Below are 18,458 nucleotides of genomic sequence, written 5' to 3' on the forward strand. Positions count from 1 at the left end.
AAAGCATATGAAAATCACGCCAATCCAAGCCCTAAACGACAACTACATCTGGATGATTCAAGAAGGCAACCATGCCGCCTGCGTCGATCCGTCCGATGCCACGCCCGTTTTGAAATTCCTCGTTCACAACCGCCTGATGCTGGCGCAAACATGGATTACCCATCCGCACCCCGACCATACCGGCGGCGCAAAAAGCCTGTTCCACGGCTTTTTGGAATCCCCGATCTATGGCGAAAGCGACATCGACGTAGCAACGCATACCGTTACCGCAGGTACGCAGTTCCCGTTTGGCGAAGGCTTGGTTACCGTTTGGGCAACCCCCGGCCATACCGACCGCCACATCAGTTATCTGTTGGAAAATTCAGACGGCCTGCACGTTTTCTGCGGCGATACCTTGTTCTCCGCCGGTTGCGGCCGCGTATTTACCGGCACAATCGAGCAGCTTTACGACAGCTTCCACCGATTCAACCAACTGCCCGAAGAAACGCTGTTTTATCCGGCGCACGAATACACCGCCTCTAATCTGCGCTTTGCCCAGCATATCGAGCCGGACAACGCCGACATTCAGACGGCCTTGGCCGCTGCCGAACACACGCTGACACTGCCTGTCAGCCTTGCACACGAACGCAAAGTCAATCCGTTTTTCCGCATACACCTGCCCCAAGTTCAGGCACGCGCCGAAGAATTGAGCGGACGAAAGTTAAACAGTGAACTCGAAGTCTTCGCCGCTTTGCGTGAATTAAAAAATCAATTTTAATTGGGCTTGATCCCTAAAGAATAAGGCCGTCTGAACAATATCTGTTCAGACGGCCTTTATTATTTAGGGATTATTCCCATTCAATCGTGGCAGGCGGTTTGCCGCTGACATCATAAACCACGCGGTTGATGCCTTTGACTTCGTTGATGATGCGGTTGGACACGCGGCCAAGCAGCGAGTATGGTAGCTCTGCCCAGTGCGCAGTCATAAAGTCGCTGGTAATCACGGCACGCAAGGCAACGACGTAATCGTATGTGCGGCCGTCACCCATCACGCCGACGGATTTCACAGGCAGGAATACGGCAAAGGCTTGGCTGGTCAGGTCGTACCAAGATGTGCCGTTTTCGTCGGTGGTGTTGCGCAATTCTTGAATGAAAATATCGTCTGCTTGACGGAGCAAGTCGGCGTATTCTTTTTTCACTTCGCCCAAGATGCGCACGCCCAAACCCGGACCCGGGAACGGATGACGGTACACCATTTCACGCGGCAGACCCAAAGCCACGCCCAATTCGCGTACTTCGTCTTTGAACAAGTCGCGCAATGGTTCAAGCAATTTGAGTTTCATGTTTTCAGGCAGGCCGCCGACGTTGTGGTGAGATTTGATGGCGTGGGCTTTTTTGGTTTTTGCGCCTGCGGATTCGATTACGTCAGGGTAAATCGTACCTTGCGCCAACCATTTGGCGTTGGTGAGTTTTTTCTCTTCAGCGTCAAATACTTCGATAAATTCCGCACCGATGATTTTGCGTTTTTTCTCCGGATCGGTCACGCCGGCAAGTTTCGCCAAAAATTGCTCTTCGGCATCGACGTGAATCACTTTCACACCCAAGTTGCGGGCAAACATATCCATCACCATTTTGCCTTCGTTCAAACGCAACAGACCGTGGTCAACAAACACGCAGGTCAGTTGATCGCTAATGGCGCGGTGAATCAGCGCGGCCGCTACGGAAGAGTCCACGCCGCCGGACAAACCTAAAATCACTTCGTCGCTGCCGACTTGTTCGCGGATTTTGGCAACGGCTTCTTCAATGTAGTTCGGCATGGTCCAGCTTGGTTGTGCGCCGCAAATATCCAAGACAAAGCGGTTCAACAGCGCGCGGCCTTGTTTGGTGTGGGTCACTTCAGGGTGGAATTGGATGCCGTAGAATTGTTTCTCAGCGTTTTCCATCATGGCAATCGGGCAAGACGGGGTGTCGCCGATGACAGAGAAGCCGGTAGGCAGTTTGGAAACTTTATCGCCATGGCTCATCCAAACGTCGAGTGTATTAGGTGCATCGTCTTGAATACCGCGTGTCAGCTCGCTGTCGATGGTTTTAACTTGCGCATAACCGAATTCTCGTTGGTTGCCCGGGCTAACTTCGCCGCCCAAGTGGTGCGCCATAAATTGCATGCCGTAGCAGATGCCCAAAACCGGAATGCCCAAATCAAAAATACCAGTATCGGCTTGATAATCGGATTCGTAAACGGAATTAGGACCGCCGGAGAGGATAATGCCTTTCGGGTTGAAAGCTTTGATTTCTTCCAAAGGCATATCGAAAGAATGCAGTTCGCAGTAAACATGGGCTTCGCGCACGCGGCGGGCGATCAGCTGGGTAACTTGCGAGCCGAAGTCGAGAATAAGGATTTTGTCTTGGGTCATGGCGGAAACTTTGCAAAATGTAAGAAAACGGTGCGGCCGGGAGGGCAAATTTCAAATTTAAACCACAATAAAAAAGGCCGTCTTAAACGGCGGATTATACCATTGTTCAGACGGCCTTTATAGGGCAAAACCCAAATCTCTCATCTTTCTATTTTGTGTGTTTCTCAGGAATCATATCGCTGCGCGAGAGCAACAGCAGGCAACCCAACACGACCATGCCGATGGCCAGCAACGGCGAGAGGTAAATCCAGTAGCTCATGTGCAGATAAATGGCTGTACCGATATAAACCAGCATCGGGCCGGAAACAATGGACTGTTTGTTGATGCCGTCCATAATCAATACGGCAAAGCCCAAAATAATTAATGCGCCGGCAATCATTGTCGATGTCGCAGGCAAAATATCCGTAGCGCGTAAAAACCAAATCGCGCCAAAGATAATCAAAAACAAAGGCAGAAAAAGTGAGGGGCGGGACATAACAACGCTCCGTAAAGGTTTCAGACGGCCTGTATTATTGGGTGCGCCGGCCATGCAGGCAAGATATAAAAATGCAATCTTGTGTGTAATTATGCAAAGGTTGCCTCAATAAAAAGGCCGTCTGAACAGCGGCAAACCGAAATCGAATATTTCAATTTTCCCTGTTTCAGACGACCTTTTAAATTATCATGCTTTGCCGGTGCTGCCGAATCCGCCTTCACCACGCTCGCTGGCGGCAAACTTGTCCACAACCTTAAACGCAGCTTGGACAACCGGCACAATCACCATTTGCGCGATGCGCTCCATCGGCTCGATGGTAAACGCTTCTTTACCACGGTTCCACAAAGAAACCTTCAATTCGCCTTGATAATCCGAGTCAATCAAACCGACCAAGTTACCCAAAACAATACCGTGTTTATGACCCAAGCCGGAACGCGGCAGCAAAACGGCTGCATAGGCAGGGTTGGCCAAATGCACCGCCAAACCAGTCGGAACGAGATACACATCGCCCGGCTGCAATACAACAGCTTCATCCAAGCAGGCACGCAAGTCCAAACCGGCAGAACCGGGCGTTGCATAAGCAGGCAGGGAATCGGCCATTTTCGGATTTAAGATTTTCAGTTCGACTTCGGTTTGCATGACAGGACTCCGTATTGTTCGATATTGGAAAGGGCTACGATTATACACAAATGCCCTTGAGGCCGTCTGAAAAAACGGAGTATGATTCAGTCAGACCTAAGGAGGAAAATCATGGATCTGCACAATATCCGCGAAGATTACAGCAAACGCGAGCTGTCGGAAGCCGAATGCCACGCCGACCCTATTGTCCAATTCGAGCAATGGCTGAACGAAGCGATTCACGCCGAAGTCAACGAGCCGACAGCGGTCAACGTTGCCGCCGTAGGCGAAGACGGCAGGCCCAACAGCCGCATGGTACTGCTGAAAGAAGTCAACCCCAAAGGCTTTGTTTTCTTTACCAATTACCACAGCCGCAAAGGCCGTTCCTATACTGCTCACCCTTTTGCCGCCATGACCTTTTTCTGGCCGGAACTCGAACGCCAAGTGCGCGTTGAAGGACGCATTGAAAAACTCGACGCCGCCGCTTCGGACGAATATTTTGAAAGCCGCCCGTATACCAGCCGTATCGGCGCATGGGCAAGCGCGCAAAGCGAAGTGATTTCCAGCAAAGCCGTATTGGTGGCTAAGTCCGCGGCCGTCGGTGTCAAACATCCCCTGCATGTTCCCCGCCCGCCGCATTGGGGCGGATACCTCGTTATTCCCGACCGCATCGAATTCTGGCAAGGCCGCCCCAGCCGCCTGCACGACCGCATCCAATACCGCCTGGTTGACGGCAACTGGATACGCGAACGCCTTTCGCCATAATTTTCGGATTTTCAAACAAAAATTTACTGGTTGAGTTACAATACAACCTTTCATCGGCAGGCCGTCTGAATTTGATTTTCAGACGGCCTTTTCCCCCAATCCAACCCCTGCCGCAACCGCCGCAGAAGAACCGCTTTTTCAAGCGAGTTAGGAAAAATCATGTCCAAACAGCCTTCCAGCAAACGCCAATGGCGCGACGGCGTATCCTCTACCGCCAAAAAACCTTCCAAACCGGCCAAATCCTTTGCCAATAAGAAACGTCCAGACGACGAACGAAAAACATCAGGCAAACCTTACGGCCAAAAAGTTTCAGACGGCCCTAAAGCTCAAAATACCGCGCCTAAACAACGTGCGGCCAAAGCCAAAAAACTGGTGGTCCGCAATCCCAACCAAAAAATCATGGAGCACGCCCGCGATTTGAAAGAACGCCGCAGCGACCTTTCACGCTTTGAACCCGAGCGCCTGCAAAAAGTCCTGGCCGCTTCCGGCGTCGGCTCACGTCGCGAAATGGAAGAATGGATCAGCAACGGCTGGGTAACAGTCAACGGCCGCGTAGCGCAACTGGGCGAAAAAGTTACGCCTGACGACCACGTTACCGTCAAAGGCAGCATCATCAAACTCAAATGGGCCGACCGCCTGCCACGCATCATCCTCTACTACAAACAAGAAGGCGAAATCGTTTCCCGTGACGACCCGCAAGGCCGCGTCAGCATTTTCGACCGCCTGCCGCAAGCAGCCAGCAGCCGCTGGGTGGCCATCGGCCGTTTGGACATCAATACCAGCGGCCTTTTGATCCTGACCACTTCAGGCGAACTGGTTCAACGCTTTGCCCACCCCAGCTTTGAAGTCGAACGCGAATACGCCGTGCGCGTATTGGGCGAGTTGACCACCGAACAAATGCGCGTCCTGACTGAGGAAGGTGTCATGCTCGAAGACGGTTTGGCTAAAGTCGAACGCATCTACGAACAAGGCGGCGAAGGCGCAAACAAATGGTACAACGTCGTCATCAAAGAAGGCCGCAACCGCGAAGTACGCCGTATTTTTGAAAGCCAAGGCCTGACCGTCAGCCGCCTCGTCCGCGTAGGCTTTGGCCCCATCGGTCTGCCAAACCGCCTCAAACGCGGCCAGTTCTACGAACTCAATCCGGCAGAAGTCGCCAACATTATCAAATGGGCAGATATGCTGCTGCCGGGCGAACGCCGCCGGAAGAAAAGTTAATGTAAGATAAATCGGGGCTGAGACTTTTGCAAAATCGTCTCAGCCCGACAAAATCTTGCCTAAGTCATAAAAATAGTGGGTATTGAAAGGATTTTCCTTATCCAACACATTCATCGGACTGCCATGTCCGACAAATAATACAGGCATTTTTTCATCGTTGCCTCCTTAATATCTGATGAGGCGGATTGTACGGATAAATGATTAAGCAATAAATCTCAATTTATGAACAACATATTTTCCCAGTAGGAAATGATGAAATATTCTTTGGCTTTGCTGCAAAGTTAAAAATAGGTCGTCTGAAATGTTTAGAGAAAAAGTAAGGTGTGCCGGAGCACACCATGTTTAACGGTTACTGCCCCGTTTTCCACGCGAAGATGCGTTTCAAATTATCCACCGTGTCGTGATGCATGATGGCGGCGAACGTGCCATCCAGTTTGGCAATTTCTGCTTTGTCTTCATCACTGAGGGCAAAGTCAAAGACATTCAAGTTTTCCGCCATGCGTTCAGGTTTGGTGGATTTTGCCAATACCACCATGTCGCGCTCAATCAGCCAGCGGGTAATCACCTGCGCCACGGATTTGCCGTATTTCGTGTTGATTTTGCTTAACACGGGGTTGTGGAAAATATCGTTTTTACCTTCGGCAAACGGCGCCCACGCTTCCACGGCAATGCCTTCAGCCTGCAAAGCGGCAACGGCTTCGGTTTTTTGTTGGAATGGATTGATTTCAATCTGATTAGCCTGCGGCATCACTTTATTAAACAGCCCCAAATCCACCGCGTGGGCGAAAATTTTTAAGTTTTTGAAGTTTGAAAAACGCTTGGGAACTTGACCGCACTTTTGCGTATAGATAAGGAAAAGGTCGTCTGAAAAACTAAATCCGTTTTCAGACGACCTTTTAACAATAATAGCGTGGATGTTTACGCTATCAGTAATGGAACTATAATTTACTTTCGACCAATATCTTTATACGTTAAACTTAATCCACTCATTAAATGTAGATTGTATAATATCCGTATTATATACAATACCTATATTAGGTATAGGGTTGTTTATAGATGTAAACCATTTTTCAACATTTTGATTACTATTCTGAGCTTTTAATCCATCAATAAAATTACTATATGATAGCGATGAATACATTAATCTACGGTAACCATTTTTATCTCCTAATGATGAAAGATTGGATGCTTCAGTGACAGCTGTACCAATCCATACTTTTTCATTAATTCCAACACCTTTTCTCCCTGTTTTAATAACTAAATCGTACCCTGTCGACATTCCTATTCCTGCTCTAATAGGATCAATCCCTCTTTTCCATAACATCTTATTAAACATCTCGATAAATGTGTTTGCATCGAAGGTTTTATTGGCACAATTTAGAATATCTTCTTTTGAAGGTGTATTGTAAATTGCATAAACGCAATCCCCACGAATACCGATCTCAAGCATGAATCCATCATCATCTCTTAGTATTTCAATCAGTTCAGAAATAAATGCTCTGATTACTTTTGCAGTTTCCTCCTGATTATTGCTTGTAAATAATCTACTTGAATCCCGAATATCTATAAAAATACTGGTTAACCATGTCCTGTATCCATTTTCAAAAGTAAAATTACCATCTACTGGTAATTTCTTCTTTTCTTCTATGATCATATGATTATCTAGAATACTTTCTACTCGGTTTTTTCCCTGTATATAGTCATACTCTGACATTGTTATCTCCTATTTCTGAAAAATGTAAAGCCACGAAACCAATAAAAAAATAGTGCTTATACCACTTATTTTTACTCCCTTATTATAATTTTTAAATTTTTGTTCACAAATCTTGGAGTTGATATATATTTGTGAAACTAAATCTTCAATGTATTTATTCAAATTAGTCGCTTTAAGACACTTCAAATAGGCTTGTTGGTTCCTGTTTGATGCAATATGCCCGAAGAAAATATTAGATTTTCTATCCTCGTTATTGGTTATTTTTGCCATCAAGGCCTTGCTTAGAAAGTAAAGTCCAATTATGAAACATATAGCTGATACCAAAAATATAAGCATAAAAATAAATAAAACGACTTCATCTGTTCTATTTCTAGGATTTGCACAAAAAACACTTTTTATAAATTCTGTTGTGGGTGTTTTTAAAGTAGATAAAATGGTTAAAATAGCGCCAAAAAATGAGAACCAAAATGATACTTTGGTATCACAATTTGAAATAAATCCAATAATCCTATCAAGAGTCAAATGCAATTTATCCGTATCGTTCGATAATCTCCATTGTTGCTTATACATTGTTTTACCTTTATCTGTTAAATTTACTCAATTATTTGGGGAATGCGATGATAATTCAATAGTTACTACAAAAATAATTTTCTCAATAGAATAAATTTCGTATCAATGCCACTGTGGTAGCGGTGGAAGCTGCGTTGTACCCGAAATTAAAGCCGATTTTGAACCAATACCCGAAGAGATGATTGCGGTGCCGATTTCCGCACCGCTCAAAATGGCGTTGGTCGCCTCGCCCGATTATTTGGCGCAACACGGTTCGCCGAAAAATATTGACGATTTGCAGCAGCACCGCCTCATCGGCACAAAGCTCTCCGCCGAACACGGCGCGGAGATGCAGTGGGAATTCAAATACAAAAAAGAGCTGATTACATTCACGCCCAAATCGCAGTTTTCCATCAATAATCATCTGCGCCTGCAAGCCGTTTCAGACGGCCTCGGCATCGCGTGGGTGGCACATATGAGCGTGGCGGATGCAATCCATTCGGGTCAGTTAGTCGAGTTACTTCCTGAATATGCAATGACTTACGATCCGCTTTACCTCTATTACCCCAGCCACCGCGGGCATTCGAATGTGTTTAAGCTGATTGTGGATGCGCTGCGGGTGGAGGTCATCTGAAAATGCAAAAGCAGCCTGAGTTTCGTTTGCCGAAATGCAGGCTGCTTTCAAATAATCTCAATATGTCCGTCTGATTTTCAGACGACCTCTCCGTGCCGTCTTCATGACTGAGCGCTCTCGGAGTCCACGCCATTTATACGCGGATTAACTTTAATCACCATAACAAACGTCGTCTGAAAACCGAATTTCCAGTTTTCAGACGACGTTTTCTGTTCACAAACCTAAGCGTTATTTCTCTGCTTTCAACACCCGCTGACGGCGCGTTTCGCTCAACACCATGCCCGCGCTGACGGAGACGTTCATGCTTTCGACCGTGCCAAACATCGGAATCGACACCAGCATATCGCAATGTTCGCGCGTCAGGCGGCGCATGCCTTCGCCTTCGTTGCCCATTACCCAGGCCACGCTGTCGGGCAAGTCGCAGTGGTAAAGGTCGGAGTCGCCGCCCATGTCCGTGCCGACAATCCAAATGCCGTATTCTTTCAGCTCACGCAAAGTACGGGCAAGATTGGTTACGGTAATATACGGCACAGTTTCCGCCGCACCACAGGCAACTTTGCTGACGGTCGCATTCAGGCCGGCGCTTTTGTCTTTGGGCGCAATCACGGCATGCACGCCCATCGCATCGGCAGTACGCAGGCACGCGCCGAGATTGTGCGGATCGGTAATACTGTCCAATACCAGCAAAAACGGAGGTTCGCTCAGGTTTTCCAACACATCTTCCAAATGAACATGGTTTTTGGAAGCGTCGATAAACCCGACCACGCCCTGATGCCGCGCACCTTTGCTGATGGCGTTGAGGCGGTCGGCGTCGGCAAAGTGTACGCGCACGTTTTCAGAGGCCGCTTTATCCAATACATCGCGGGTGCGCGCATCGGATTTGCCCTCTTGGATATAGAGTTCGGTAATCGATTTCGGGTTTTGCCACAAACGGGCATTGACGGCGTGAAAGCCATAGATGAGTCGTTGGTTTGCCATGTTTTTGCTTTATCAAAAAATTCAGACGGCCATTATAACAAGTAAGGCCGTCTGAAAATTTTTTATTTCATCAAATAACCGAGTATGCCCGAAGTGCCAACGCCGATTAATACCGTTACCAACATCGAAAACCGGCTGGCGGCCAATACCGTCAAAGCAATGGCAATCAGCTCATGCAGTTTGTCCGATACAAAATAAGGCGCAATTACAGAAATCAACACGCAGCCCGGCGCAGCCTCCATCACCACTTGCGCACGACGGCTCAATGTACGGTTGCGCAAGGCAAAAAAGCCGATTAATCGGGTTGAATAAGTAACGGCCAACATGCTTAAAAACAGCAGAAACGATTGCAGCGACAGCAAATCCTTCATTTTTGCTCTCCCCACAAATACGCCACTAACAAGCCCGACAACGTTCCGGCCGGAACATACCATGCGCCATCTACGGTCAAATAGGTTACGCACGCCACAATCAGGCTGACAAACCAAGGGCGTGAAGCCGCAAAGCTCTTCCACATCCCGCGCAGCAACACCAAAAACACCGCAGGAAACGCCATGCCGAAGCCCCAAGCCGCCACAACGCCAAACATCGGGCCGACTGCCGCGCCAAATGCCGCAAAACCAATCCAAGTCACATACAAAATAAAGCACACGCCCGCATAAAACGGCATATTGAATGCAGACAAACCAAGCGCCTTGCGTTTTTGAATTTCAGCAAACGCCATTGCCCAGCTTTCATCACACATAAAAAACAGCGCGGGCATCGCCTTTTTCAGCGGCATATCCCTCATATACGGCGCAATCGCCGCACCCATCAGTATATGGCGCGAATTGATCATAAACGTAACCGTTGCAATCAGCATAATCGGCAAAGGATTTGCCCATAAATTGACTGCGGCAAATTCCGAGCCTCCGGCAAAGTTCATGCCCGTCATCAGCAGCATTTCCAGCCAACTCATGCCTTTCTGCCCGCCCTGCATGCCCAAAATCAGCGCCCACGGCAACAAGCCGATCAGCATGGGCGATGTTTCTTTGATACCGCGCAGAAATTCTGAGCGAGGAGAAGCAGTGTGATTCATTTTGATTGGAATGGTTTATTAAAAAGAAGCGACGTATTATAAAGCAGGCCGTCTGAACAAGGTATAATACGGAAAAATTAGATTTATTTACGGAAACCGATATGACCCACACCGTCCATTTGCAGTTTGAAGAAATTGACAATACCGTGTTGCAACGCCTGTGCGGCGCGCTCGACAGCAATCTCGAAGCCTTAGGCAAAGCCCTTGATATCCAAATCAGCCACCGCTTCGAACATTTCACCTTCATGGGCGAACTGGCACACGCCGGCCGTCGTGCCTTGCTGTCGCTTGCCGAAGCCGCAGAAAAAGGCGACTTGGACGACAATGCCATCAGCCTCGCGGCCGTCGAAGCAAAAACCGCAGATGAAAAACACGAAGAAAAACACCACGACCAACAATACTATTTCCGCACCAAACGCGGCAGCATCGGCGGCCGTACCCCGCGCCAAAACGGCTATATACGCGCCTTGCTCAACCACGATGTCGTGTTCGGCTTAGGCCCTGCCGGTACGGGTAAAACCTATCTTGCCGTTGCCGCCGCAGTCGATGCCATGGAAAAACACCAAATCGAACGCATCGTTTTGGTACGCCCCGCAGTCGAAGCAGGCGAAAAATTAGGCTTCCTGCCGGGCGATTTGGCACAAAAAGTCGATCCCTACCTGCGACCGCTTTACGATGCACTGTATGATTTAATGGGCTTCGACCGCGTAACCAAACTGATGGAAAAAGGTTTGATTGAAATTGCGCCGCTGGCCTATATGCGCGGCCGCACCTTAAATGGCGCGTATGTCATTTTGGACGAAGCACAAAACACCACGCCCGAACAAATGAAAATGTTCCTGACCCGTATCGGCTTCGGTGCCAAAGCAGTCATTACTGGCGACATCAGCCAAATCGACCTGCCGCGCAACATCAAATCCGGCTTGAAAGATGCACGCGAAAAACTGCGCGATGTAGAAGGCCTGTATTTCCACACCTTCACCAGCGAAGACGTCGTCCGCCATCCTTTGGTGCAGAAAATCGTCGAAGCCTATGAAGCAGCGGAAGAACAAGCCGAAAAGGAAAACGGCGAATAATCTTTTCAAACACTCAAGGCCGTCTGAAAATCAAATTTCAGACGGCCTTACTACATCATTCTCCCCATAATACTGCTATAATCCAAAAATCAAGTAAAACAACGACTTCAAAAGGAAAAATATGACCCTCAAGCCACCCGTCCGAATCGCCGTTACCGGCGCGGCAGGCCAAATCGCCTACGCCACCCTCTTCCGTATCGCCGGCGGCATCATGCTCGGACGCGACCAACCCGTTATCCTGCAGCTGCTCGACCTGCCGCAGGCACAACAGGCATTGCGCGGCGTGATTATGGAAATGCAGGATTGCGCCTTCCCACTCCTTGCCGACATCTTCGCCACAGACGACCCCGAAGTCGCCTTCAAAGATGCCGACATCGCCCTCTTGATTGGTGCGCGCCCGCGTACCCAAGGTATGGAACGCGCCGATTTGCTGCACGCCAATGGTGAAATTTTCAAAGTACAAGGCGCGGCGTTGAACAAAGTTGCCAATCGCAACGTTAAAGTCCTCGTCGTCGGCAATCCGGCCAATACCAACGCCTACATCGCCATGAAATCCGCACCCGACATCCCGCCGGAAAATTTCACCGCCCTGATGCGTCTTGACCACCACCGCGCCGTCAGTCAAATTGCCGAAAAAATCGACCGCCCGATTACTTCCATCGAGCAAATGTGCGTCTGGGGCAACCACAGCCCAACCATGTACGCCGACTACCGCTACGCCACCAGCAACGGCGAGTCCGTCCAAGACATGATTACCGAACCCGACTGGAACACCGAGGTCTTTATGCCGAAAATCGCCGGACGCGGTGCCGCCATTATCGCTGCTCGCGGTTCATCATCTGCGGCCTCCGCCGCCAATGCCGCCATCTACCACCTGCGCGACTGGTTGCTCGGCAGCAGCGGCAAATGGATAACCATGGGCGTTCCATCCGACGGCTCTTACGGCATTCCCGAAGGTTTGATTTTCGGCTTCCCCGTCATTTGTGACGAAGGCAGCTACCGCATCGTCCAAGGCTTGGATTTGTCGGACGAATTCAGCCAAAAACGTATTGCCGCCACACTGGCCGAATTAGAAGAAGAACGTTCAGCCATCCAGGATCTACTCTAAAACAAAGGCCGTCTGAAAACCAAATTTCAGACGGCCTTTACCGTGCAGCCTTATTCCGCTACATCAATGCACAAATATTTCAGTTCCAAATACTCATCCGCACCATATTTGCTGCCTTCACGTCCTAAACCGCTGCGTTTTACGCCGCCAAATGGTGCTACTTCATTACTGATTAAGCCGGTATTGATACCGACCATGCCGTATTCCAAGGCTTCGCCGATGCGCCATTGGCGGGCGGTATCGGAGGTGAAAAGGTAAGCTGCCAAACCGTATTCCGTATTGTTCGCAGCCTCGATGACTTCGGCTTCGGTTTCAAAACGGAACACCGGACACAAAGGCCCGAAGGTTTCCTCGCGAGCTACCGCCATTTGCGCCGTAACGCCGCTTAAAACAGTCGGCTCAAAAAACGTTCCGCCCAATGCGCTCCGTTTACCGCCGGTCAGACAACTTGCGCCTTTAGCCAATGCGTCGGCGATGTGCTGCTCGACTTTCTCCACTGCTTTTTCCTCAATCAGCGGCCCTTGGTTCACACCATCCTCCAAGCCGTTGCCCAATTTGAGCGCGGCCACTTTTTCACTTAATTTGCGGCAAAATTCGTCGTAAATGCCGGATTGAGCGTAAACGCGGTTGGTGCAGACGCAGGTCTGACCGCTGTTGCGGAACTTGCTGGACAGCGCGCCTTCGACGGCTTTGTCCAAATCGGCATCGTCAAACACGATAAACGGCGCGTTGCCGCCCAGCTCCAAACTCAGTTTTTTAATGTCCGCCGCGCTGTCAGCAAAAATTTTTGCGCCGACTTCGGTTGAGCCGGTGAAACTGATTTTGCGCACAGTCGGATTCGTAGCGAATTCATGGCTGATTTCCGAAGCGCTACCACTGACAACAGGCAACAAATCCTGAGGTACGCCAGCTTCATAAGCCAGTACGGCCAACGCATACGCACTCAAAGGCGTGAGCGATGCAGGTTTGACAATCATCGCGCAGCCCACTGCCAAAGCAGGCGCAGCCTTGCGCGCAATCATCGCAGACGGGAAATTCCACGGCGTAATCGCGGCGGTAACGCCGATTGGCTGTTTCAACACGACCAGTTTTTGCGACGCCTTCACACTTGTCAGCACATCGCCGTCAATCCGCCTCGCCTCTTCGGCAAACCAGCGCACAAACGAAGCCGCATAATCGATTTCGCCGCGAGCCTCGGTCAGGCTTTTGCCCTGTTCCATCGTCATGATACGCGCCAGTTCTTCTTTGTTTTCTTTAATCAAAAAATACCAACGCCACAACACATCGGCACGCTCCAACGCAGTTTTTGCCGCCCATAATTTTTGTACCGCCTCTGCCTTTTGAATCAAAAGCTTCAGGCCGTCTGAATCAGTCTTACGGACAAATGCCAAAGCCTCGCCCGTTGCCGGATTGCCAACTTTGAGGCCGTCTGAAATCGGGGAAAAGGAAATATCGGGGTGGTTGAGCAGTTGGGAAAAGGTTTTCATGGGAAACGACCTTTCTAAAACCGAGGATATATGTTCATTATCATATTCACACCATGAAAGCGCAACTGAATTGCAAAATAAGCCGACAGCAAATGCCGTCTGAATATCTTACAGCCGGTCTTTGGTTTAGCGACATCATATTCATCTTAATAACGAATGAAATACGATTATTAATACTCTACCTCAAAAGGATAAGACACATGTATTACAACAATTTGCTATAATACAAAACTCATTTCAACTCTCATCAAAAATCCCATTTTCAGACGGCCTTTGTCTGTTTATAAGGCCGTCTGAAATGTTTTCCGTCCATCCTCTTCTGCCGAGCCATGATTCCATCTGATTTCATTGACGAGCTTTTGTCCAAAGTCGATATTGTCGATATTATCGACGAGCAGGTTCCGCTGAAGAAAGGCGGGGCGAACTATATGGCCTGCTGTCCGTTTCACAAGGAAAAGACGCCGTCGTTTTCGGTCAGCCCGACCAAGCAGTTTTACCATTGCTTCAGTTGCGGGGCGCATGGTTCGGCAATTGGTTTTGTGATGGAACATCAGGGGCTGTCGTTTCCGGAGGCGGTACAGTTTCTTGCAGACCGTGTTGGCATGACGGTGCCTAAAGTTCGCGGGCAGGAAGACAACCCCGAAATCCGTGCCGAACGTAAGAAAAAACAGCAGACTTTGGAAGAAACAACGGCAGCGGCAGCGGATTTTTATGCGCAACAGTTGAAATTCAATCCGGCAGCGAAGGCTTATTTAGACAAACGCGGCTTGAGTGCGGAAGTCATCGCGCATTATGGTTTAGGCTATGCGCCTGACGGTTGGCAGCCTTTGGCGCAAGTGTTCCAACCCTATCCTAATACTGCATTGGTGGATACGGGCATGGTCATCAACAACGAAGGCAAACATTACGACCGCTTTCGCCATCGGATTATGTTCCCTATCCGTAATCCGCGTGGGCAGGTCATCGGATTTGGCGGCCGCGTATTGGACGACTCCAAACCCAAATACCTGAACTCGCCGGATACTCCTCTGTTTGACAAAGGGAAAAACCTTTACGGACTATATGAAGGGCGTGCTGCCGTAAAAGAGGCCGGACGGATTTTGGTGGTCGAAGGCTACATGGACGTGGTCGCATTGGCTCAGTTCGGCGTCGGCTACGGCGTAGCGGCTTTAGGTACGGCAACCACGGCGGAACACGTCAAAATCCTGATGCGTCAGGCAGACAGTATTTATTTTTGTTTTGATGGCGACAGTGCGGGACGTAAAGCGGCTTGGCGCGCGCTAGAAAATGCATTGCCGCAATTAAAAGATGATAAATCGCTGCATTTTTTATTCTTACCCGAAGAACACGACCCAGACAGCTACATCCGCGCCTACGGCAAGACGCAATTTGAAGATGCCTTGTTAAACCAAAGCAAGCCCCTATCGGAATACTTTTGGGAACATCTTTCAGACGGCCTCAACCTCAATACGCAAGAAGGCAAAGCAGAATTGGTCAAAACCAGTTCTCCGCTTTTGGCTCAGATTACCGCGCCGGCATTGGGCTATCTTCTGAAACAAAAACTCAGCGAGCTGGTGGGCATTGACCCGGACAACCTCGCCCAGTTACTCGGACAAGAAGCGCCAAAGCGGCACGTCAAACAAAAAAGTTACAAACTGCCGCCTATTTCTGTCAAACAACCAACCATGCTGACACTGGTTCAAAGACAGATACGCAGCCTCTTGATAAATCCGGCTTGGGCTTCATATATAGACCTGCCCGATTATCTGGCTTTAAGCGGCGACTTTGCCTGCCTTGCCAATTTGGCCGAAACCATCAAGCATCATGATACGACTCCTGCAACTGCACAAGTGCTTGAATATATGCGCGGTTCGCCCTATGAGGAAACCGTCAATCAAATCTTTTTATCGACCCTTCACTCTGAAGAAATGGAAGGGGATAACGAAGAAGATTGCGAAAGTTTCCAAATCGGCATGAAAAAGTTGTTAAATGAATTAAAATACAGTCAAATCGAAACTTTAAAGCAAAAAAGTATTCAAACTGGTTTGACCGAAAATGAAAAAAGACTATTGCTGTCGCTTTTGACGGCAAAGCAAAACTAACCCCTCAGGCCGTCTGAACAATCTAAATACACGCTGCGAAACATGACACGCAGAACACTCCATCTGTAATATTTTCAGACGGCCTCAGAGTATTAAAGTGAAATCTGATTTCACAACAAAAAGCTCTGCTCCGCCTTCAGGTACGGCCACATCACCGTAAACCGTCGGCATCCTATCAACCTAGAGAGCAATCCATGTCTAAAAATCAAAACTACGAAGAATACCAAGACCAAGACGACAACCGTCCCTTGAGTATCGAAGAGCAACGCGCGCGTCTGCGCCAACTCATTATCATGGGTAAAGAACGCGGCTACATCACTTATTCCGAAATTAACGACGCCCTGCCCGACGATATGTCTGATGCCGAGCAAATCGACAACATCGTCAGCATGATTTCCGGCTTGGGCATCCAAGTAACCGAGCAAGCCCCTGATGCTGAAGACATCCTCTTGAGCGACAACGCCGCCGCCATGACCGATGACGATGCCGTTGAAGAAGCCGAAGCAGCACTCTCCAGCGCAGATTCAGAATTCGGCCGCACTACCGACCCTGTGCGCATGTATATGCGTGAAATGGGGCAAGTCGATCTGTTGACGCGCGAAGACGAAATCATCATCGCCAAAAAAATCGAAAATGCACTGAAAAACATGGTGCAGGCAATCTCAGCCTGCCCAGGCTCGATTGCTGAAATTCTGGCTTTGATCGAGCAAGTCCGCAACGATGAAATCCGTGTGGATGAAGTCGTTGAAGCCATCATCGACCCTAACGAAGTCTTATTGAACGAATTGGGCTTGGGTCATTTGGAAAATGCCAAACCAGATAACGAAGAAGGCGAAACCGATAGCGATGATGAAGATGGCGACGATGAAGATGAAGACGACTCCGGCAGCGACTCCGATGCCATGTCCGCCGCCCATTTGGCCGAACTGAAGCAAAAAGTTTTGGAACATTTCGCCTTTATCGAGAGCGAATACGGCAAAATGATCAAGCAGTTGGAAAAACACGGTAGTCAGCACGCCAACTATCTGAAACACCGCGATGCCATTGCCAACAAACTGTTGGAAGTCCGTTTCGCCACACGTCAAATCGAAAACCTGAGCAGCAGCCTGCGCAGCCGCGTTGAAAACATCCGCAAACTTGAGCGTGAAATCCGCGACATCTGTATCGACCGCGTCCGCATGGAACGCGACTACTTCATCAAAAACTTTCTGCCCGCCATTACTGATTTGAAATGGGTAGAAGAAGAAGTAGCCAAAGGCCGTGTATGGGCAAACGCATTGGATCGTTTCCGCCACGCCATCCTCGAAAAACAAACCGAGCTGGCAAATATGGAAGCCGAAACCCGCATTTCCATCGAAGAGTTGAAAGAAATCAACAAAAACATGGTGTTGAGCGAAAAAGAAACCTCAGCAGCCAAACAGGAAATGATTCAGGCCAACTTGCGTTTGGTTATTTCCATTGCCAAAAAATACACCAACCGCGGCTTGCAGTTCCTTGATTTGATTCAAGAAGGCAATATCGGTCTGATGAAAGCGGTGGACAAATTCGAATACCGCCGCGGCTACAAGTTCTCAACTTACGCCACATGGTGGATTCGTCAAGCAATTACCCGTTCCATTGCCGACCAAGCACGTACCATCCGTATTCCGGTTCACATGATTGAAACCATCAACAAAATGAACCGTATCTCGCGCCAATACCTGCAAGAAACCGGTGAAGAGCCTGATTCTGCCAAACTGGCCGAGCTGATGGAAATGCCGGAAGACAAAATCCGCAAAATCATGAAAATCGCCAAAGAGCCGATTTCCATGGAAACACCGATTGGCGATGACGATGATTCGCACTTGGGCGATTTTATCGAGGATGCCAACAACGTTGCGCCGGCAGAAGCTGCGATGTACACCAGCCTGCACGAAGTAACCAAAGAAATCCTCGAGAGCCTGACACCGCGCGAAGCCAAAGTTTTGCGTATGCGTTTCGGTATCGATATGAATACCGACCACACTTTGGAAGAAGTCGGCAAACAATTTGACGTAACCCGTGAACGTATCCGTCAAATCGAAGCCAAAGCCCTGCGCAAGCTGCGCCACCCAACTCGCAGCGACCGCCTCCGCAGCTTCCTCGACAGCGAAGAAAACAAATCGTAAAAACAAACCGCAGGTTGAAAGACCTGCGGTTTTTTATTGGAATACGAAAAGGCCGTCTGAAAAACCAAATCTCAAAAGATTCAATGGTTTCAGACGGCCTTAAATTTATTTTGATA

General features: G+C 49.0%; 18 protein-coding genes and 1 pseudogene. 8 read left to right on the plus strand and 11 right to left on the minus strand.

What is annotated here, in order from left to right; translation table 11 throughout:
- Window positions 1–7: 7 nt before the first annotated feature.
- Window positions 8–757: a hydroxyacylglutathione hydrolase gene (gloB, locus tag ACTHTA_RS02465; RefSeq protein WP_440364120.1), complete on the plus strand. Its 750-nt coding sequence runs from the start codon at window positions 8–10 to the stop codon at window positions 755–757.
- Between the two features lie 70 nt (window positions 758–827).
- Here the strand turns inward: gloB and guaA are convergent, their stop codons facing one another.
- The 3 genes from guaA to dut all read right to left on the minus strand — a co-directional run bounded on the left by guaA (window position 828) and on the right by dut (window position 3,507).
- Window positions 828–2,393 (minus strand): glutamine-hydrolyzing GMP synthase, encoded by a 1,566-nt coding sequence (gene guaA / locus ACTHTA_RS02470; RefSeq protein WP_308888253.1) that lies wholly within the window; start codon window positions 2,391–2,393, stop codon window positions 828–830.
- Between the two features lie 148 nt (window positions 2,394–2,541).
- Window positions 2,542–2,868, minus strand: a complete 327-nt coding sequence (locus tag ACTHTA_RS02475; RefSeq protein ID WP_039862324.1) for a hypothetical protein — start codon at window positions 2,866–2,868, stop codon at window positions 2,542–2,544.
- A gap of 186 nt (window positions 2,869–3,054) precedes the next feature.
- Complete coding sequence (dut, locus tag ACTHTA_RS02480) at window positions 3,055–3,507, minus strand: dUTP diphosphatase (protein WP_250600433.1); 453 nt, start codon at window positions 3,505–3,507, stop codon at window positions 3,055–3,057.
- Window positions 3,508–3,618: 111 nt separating this feature from the next.
- Between dut and pdxH the strand changes: the two genes are divergently transcribed.
- On the plus strand, window positions 3,619–4,251 hold the full coding sequence (gene pdxH / locus ACTHTA_RS02485; RefSeq protein ID WP_308888254.1) for a pyridoxamine 5'-phosphate oxidase: 633 nt from the start codon (window positions 3,619–3,621) through the stop codon (window positions 4,249–4,251).
- A gap of 159 nt (window positions 4,252–4,410) precedes the next feature.
- On the plus strand, window positions 4,411–5,469 hold the full coding sequence (locus ACTHTA_RS02490; RefSeq protein ID WP_003686367.1) for a pseudouridine synthase: 1,059 nt from the start codon (window positions 4,411–4,413) through the stop codon (window positions 5,467–5,469).
- An 81-nt stretch (window positions 5,470–5,550) separates the two neighbouring features.
- On the opposite strand, the pseudogene ACTHTA_RS02495 reads toward ACTHTA_RS02490, so the two are convergent.
- The 4 genes and pseudogenes from ACTHTA_RS02495 to ACTHTA_RS02510 all read right to left on the minus strand — a co-directional run.
- Window positions 5,551–5,616, minus strand: a pseudogene (locus ACTHTA_RS02495) (dioxygenase); the annotation flags it as partial.
- A gap of 202 nt (window positions 5,617–5,818) precedes the next feature.
- Window positions 5,819–6,238 carry an aldo/keto reductase gene (locus ACTHTA_RS02500; protein WP_273620630.1) on the minus strand — a complete coding sequence of 140 codons (420 nt, stop codon included), beginning with the start codon at window positions 6,236–6,238 and terminating at the stop codon, window positions 5,819–5,821.
- Window positions 6,239–6,433: 195 nt separating this feature from the next.
- Window positions 6,434–7,183 carry an adenylate/guanylate cyclase domain-containing protein gene (locus ACTHTA_RS02505; protein ID WP_308887487.1) on the minus strand — a complete coding sequence of 250 codons (750 nt, stop codon included), beginning with the start codon at window positions 7,181–7,183 and terminating at the stop codon, window positions 6,434–6,436.
- A gap of 9 nt (window positions 7,184–7,192) precedes the next feature.
- Window positions 7,193–7,753 carry a Pycsar system effector family protein gene (locus ACTHTA_RS02510; RefSeq protein WP_308887486.1) on the minus strand — a complete coding sequence of 187 codons (561 nt, stop codon included), beginning with the start codon at window positions 7,751–7,753 and terminating at the stop codon, window positions 7,193–7,195.
- Window positions 7,754–7,931: 178 nt separating this feature from the next.
- Between ACTHTA_RS02510 and ACTHTA_RS02515 the strand changes: the two genes are divergently transcribed.
- A complete protein-coding gene (locus ACTHTA_RS02515) occupies window positions 7,932–8,366 on the plus strand; it encodes a LysR substrate-binding domain-containing protein (protein ID WP_308887485.1) in 435 nt (144 codons plus the stop codon).
- A gap of 228 nt (window positions 8,367–8,594) precedes the next feature.
- Here the strand turns inward: ACTHTA_RS02515 and rlmB are convergent, their stop codons facing one another.
- The 3 genes from rlmB to ACTHTA_RS02530 all read right to left on the minus strand — a co-directional run bounded on the left by rlmB (window position 8,595) and on the right by ACTHTA_RS02530 (window position 10,422).
- Window positions 8,595–9,344, minus strand: a complete 750-nt coding sequence (rlmB, locus tag ACTHTA_RS02520; protein ID WP_440364425.1) for a 23S rRNA (guanosine(2251)-2'-O)-methyltransferase RlmB — start codon at window positions 9,342–9,344, stop codon at window positions 8,595–8,597.
- 62 nt (window positions 9,345–9,406) lie between these two features.
- Complete coding sequence (locus tag ACTHTA_RS02525; protein ID WP_003686428.1) at window positions 9,407–9,715, minus strand: AzlD family protein; 309 nt, start codon at window positions 9,713–9,715, stop codon at window positions 9,407–9,409.
- The gene (locus ACTHTA_RS02530; protein WP_440364424.1) at window positions 9,712–10,422 is read right to left on the minus strand and encodes an AzlC family ABC transporter permease; all 711 of its coding nucleotides are present in this window, start codon (window positions 10,420–10,422) and stop codon (window positions 9,712–9,714) included. The genes ACTHTA_RS02525 and ACTHTA_RS02530 overlap by 4 nt, the downstream gene beginning before the upstream one ends.
- A 101-nt stretch (window positions 10,423–10,523) precedes the next feature.
- On the opposite strand from ACTHTA_RS02530, the gene ACTHTA_RS02535 reads away from it, so the two are divergent.
- Together ACTHTA_RS02535 and ACTHTA_RS02540 are read left to right on the plus strand one after the other, a co-directional pair.
- A complete protein-coding gene (locus ACTHTA_RS02535) occupies window positions 10,524–11,498 on the plus strand; it encodes a PhoH family protein (RefSeq protein WP_308887482.1) in 975 nt (324 codons plus the stop codon).
- Between the two features lie 121 nt (window positions 11,499–11,619).
- Window positions 11,620–12,606: a malate dehydrogenase gene (locus tag ACTHTA_RS02540; protein WP_107810366.1), complete on the plus strand. Its 987-nt coding sequence runs from the start codon at window positions 11,620–11,622 to the stop codon at window positions 12,604–12,606.
- Window positions 12,607–12,656: 50 nt separating this feature from the next.
- On the opposite strand, the gene ACTHTA_RS02545 is transcribed toward ACTHTA_RS02540, so the two are convergent.
- Window positions 12,657–14,093, minus strand: a complete 1,437-nt coding sequence (locus ACTHTA_RS02545; RefSeq protein ID WP_308887481.1) for an NAD-dependent succinate-semialdehyde dehydrogenase — start codon at window positions 14,091–14,093, stop codon at window positions 12,657–12,659.
- Between the two features lie 329 nt (window positions 14,094–14,422).
- Between ACTHTA_RS02545 and dnaG the strand changes: the two genes are divergently transcribed.
- The gene (gene dnaG, locus ACTHTA_RS02550) at window positions 14,423–16,195 is read left to right on the plus strand and encodes a DNA primase (protein ID WP_283121261.1); all 1,773 of its coding nucleotides are present in this window, start codon (window positions 14,423–14,425) and stop codon (window positions 16,193–16,195) included.
- Between the two features lie 194 nt (window positions 16,196–16,389).
- Entirely contained in the window at window positions 16,390–18,342 is a 1,953-nt protein-coding gene (rpoD, locus tag ACTHTA_RS02555; RefSeq protein ID WP_308887479.1) for an RNA polymerase sigma factor RpoD, read from the plus strand.
- The last annotated feature ends 116 nt before the right edge of the window (window positions 18,343–18,458 follow it).

Origin of the sequence: Neisseria sp. P0013.S005 (assembly GCF_051958425.1) — a bacterium.
Lineage (GTDB): Bacteria > Pseudomonadota > Gammaproteobacteria > Burkholderiales > Neisseriaceae > Neisseria > Neisseria subflava.

Bases quoted from the DNA above. Each gene is read 5' to 3' on its own strand.
- gloB (WP_440364120.1), top strand. From the start codon at position 8: ATGAAAATCACGCCAATCCAAGCCCTAAACGACAACTACATCTGGATG.
- guaA (WP_308888253.1), bottom strand. From the start codon at position 2,393: ATGACCCAAGACAAAATCCTTATTCTCGACTTCGGCTCGCAAGTTACC.
- ACTHTA_RS02475 (WP_039862324.1), bottom strand. From the start codon at position 2,868: ATGTCCCGCCCCTCACTTTTTCTGCCTTTGTTTTTGATTATCTTTGGC.
- dut (WP_250600433.1), bottom strand. From the start codon at position 3,507: ATGCAAACCGAAGTCGAACTGAAAATCTTAAATCCGAAAATGGCCGAT.
- pdxH (WP_308888254.1), top strand. From the start codon at position 3,619: ATGGATCTGCACAATATCCGCGAAGATTACAGCAAACGCGAGCTGTCG.
- ACTHTA_RS02490 (WP_003686367.1), top strand. From the start codon at position 4,411: ATGTCCAAACAGCCTTCCAGCAAACGCCAATGGCGCGACGGCGTATCC.
- ACTHTA_RS02505 (WP_308887487.1), bottom strand. From the start codon at position 7,183: ATGTCAGAGTATGACTATATACAGGGAAAAAACCGAGTAGAAAGTATT.
- ACTHTA_RS02510 (WP_308887486.1), bottom strand. From the start codon at position 7,753: ATGTATAAGCAACAATGGAGATTATCGAACGATACGGATAAATTGCAT.
- ACTHTA_RS02515 (WP_308887485.1), top strand. From the start codon at position 7,932: ATGATTGCGGTGCCGATTTCCGCACCGCTCAAAATGGCGTTGGTCGCC.
- rlmB (WP_440364425.1), bottom strand. From the start codon at position 9,344: ATGGCAAACCAACGACTCATCTATGGCTTTCACGCCGTCAATGCCCGT.
- ACTHTA_RS02525 (WP_003686428.1), bottom strand. From the start codon at position 9,715: ATGAAGGATTTGCTGTCGCTGCAATCGTTTCTGCTGTTTTTAAGCATG.
- ACTHTA_RS02530 (WP_440364424.1), bottom strand. From the start codon at position 10,422: ATGAATCACACTGCTTCTCCTCGCTCAGAATTTCTGCGCGGTATCAAA.
- ACTHTA_RS02535 (WP_308887482.1), top strand. From the start codon at position 10,524: ATGACCCACACCGTCCATTTGCAGTTTGAAGAAATTGACAATACCGTG.
- ACTHTA_RS02540 (WP_107810366.1), top strand. From the start codon at position 11,620: ATGACCCTCAAGCCACCCGTCCGAATCGCCGTTACCGGCGCGGCAGGC.
- ACTHTA_RS02545 (WP_308887481.1), bottom strand. From the start codon at position 14,093: ATGAAAACCTTTTCCCAACTGCTCAACCACCCCGATATTTCCTTTTCC.
- dnaG (WP_283121261.1), top strand. From the start codon at position 14,423: ATGATTCCATCTGATTTCATTGACGAGCTTTTGTCCAAAGTCGATATT.
- rpoD (WP_308887479.1), top strand. From the start codon at position 16,390: ATGTCTAAAAATCAAAACTACGAAGAATACCAAGACCAAGACGACAAC.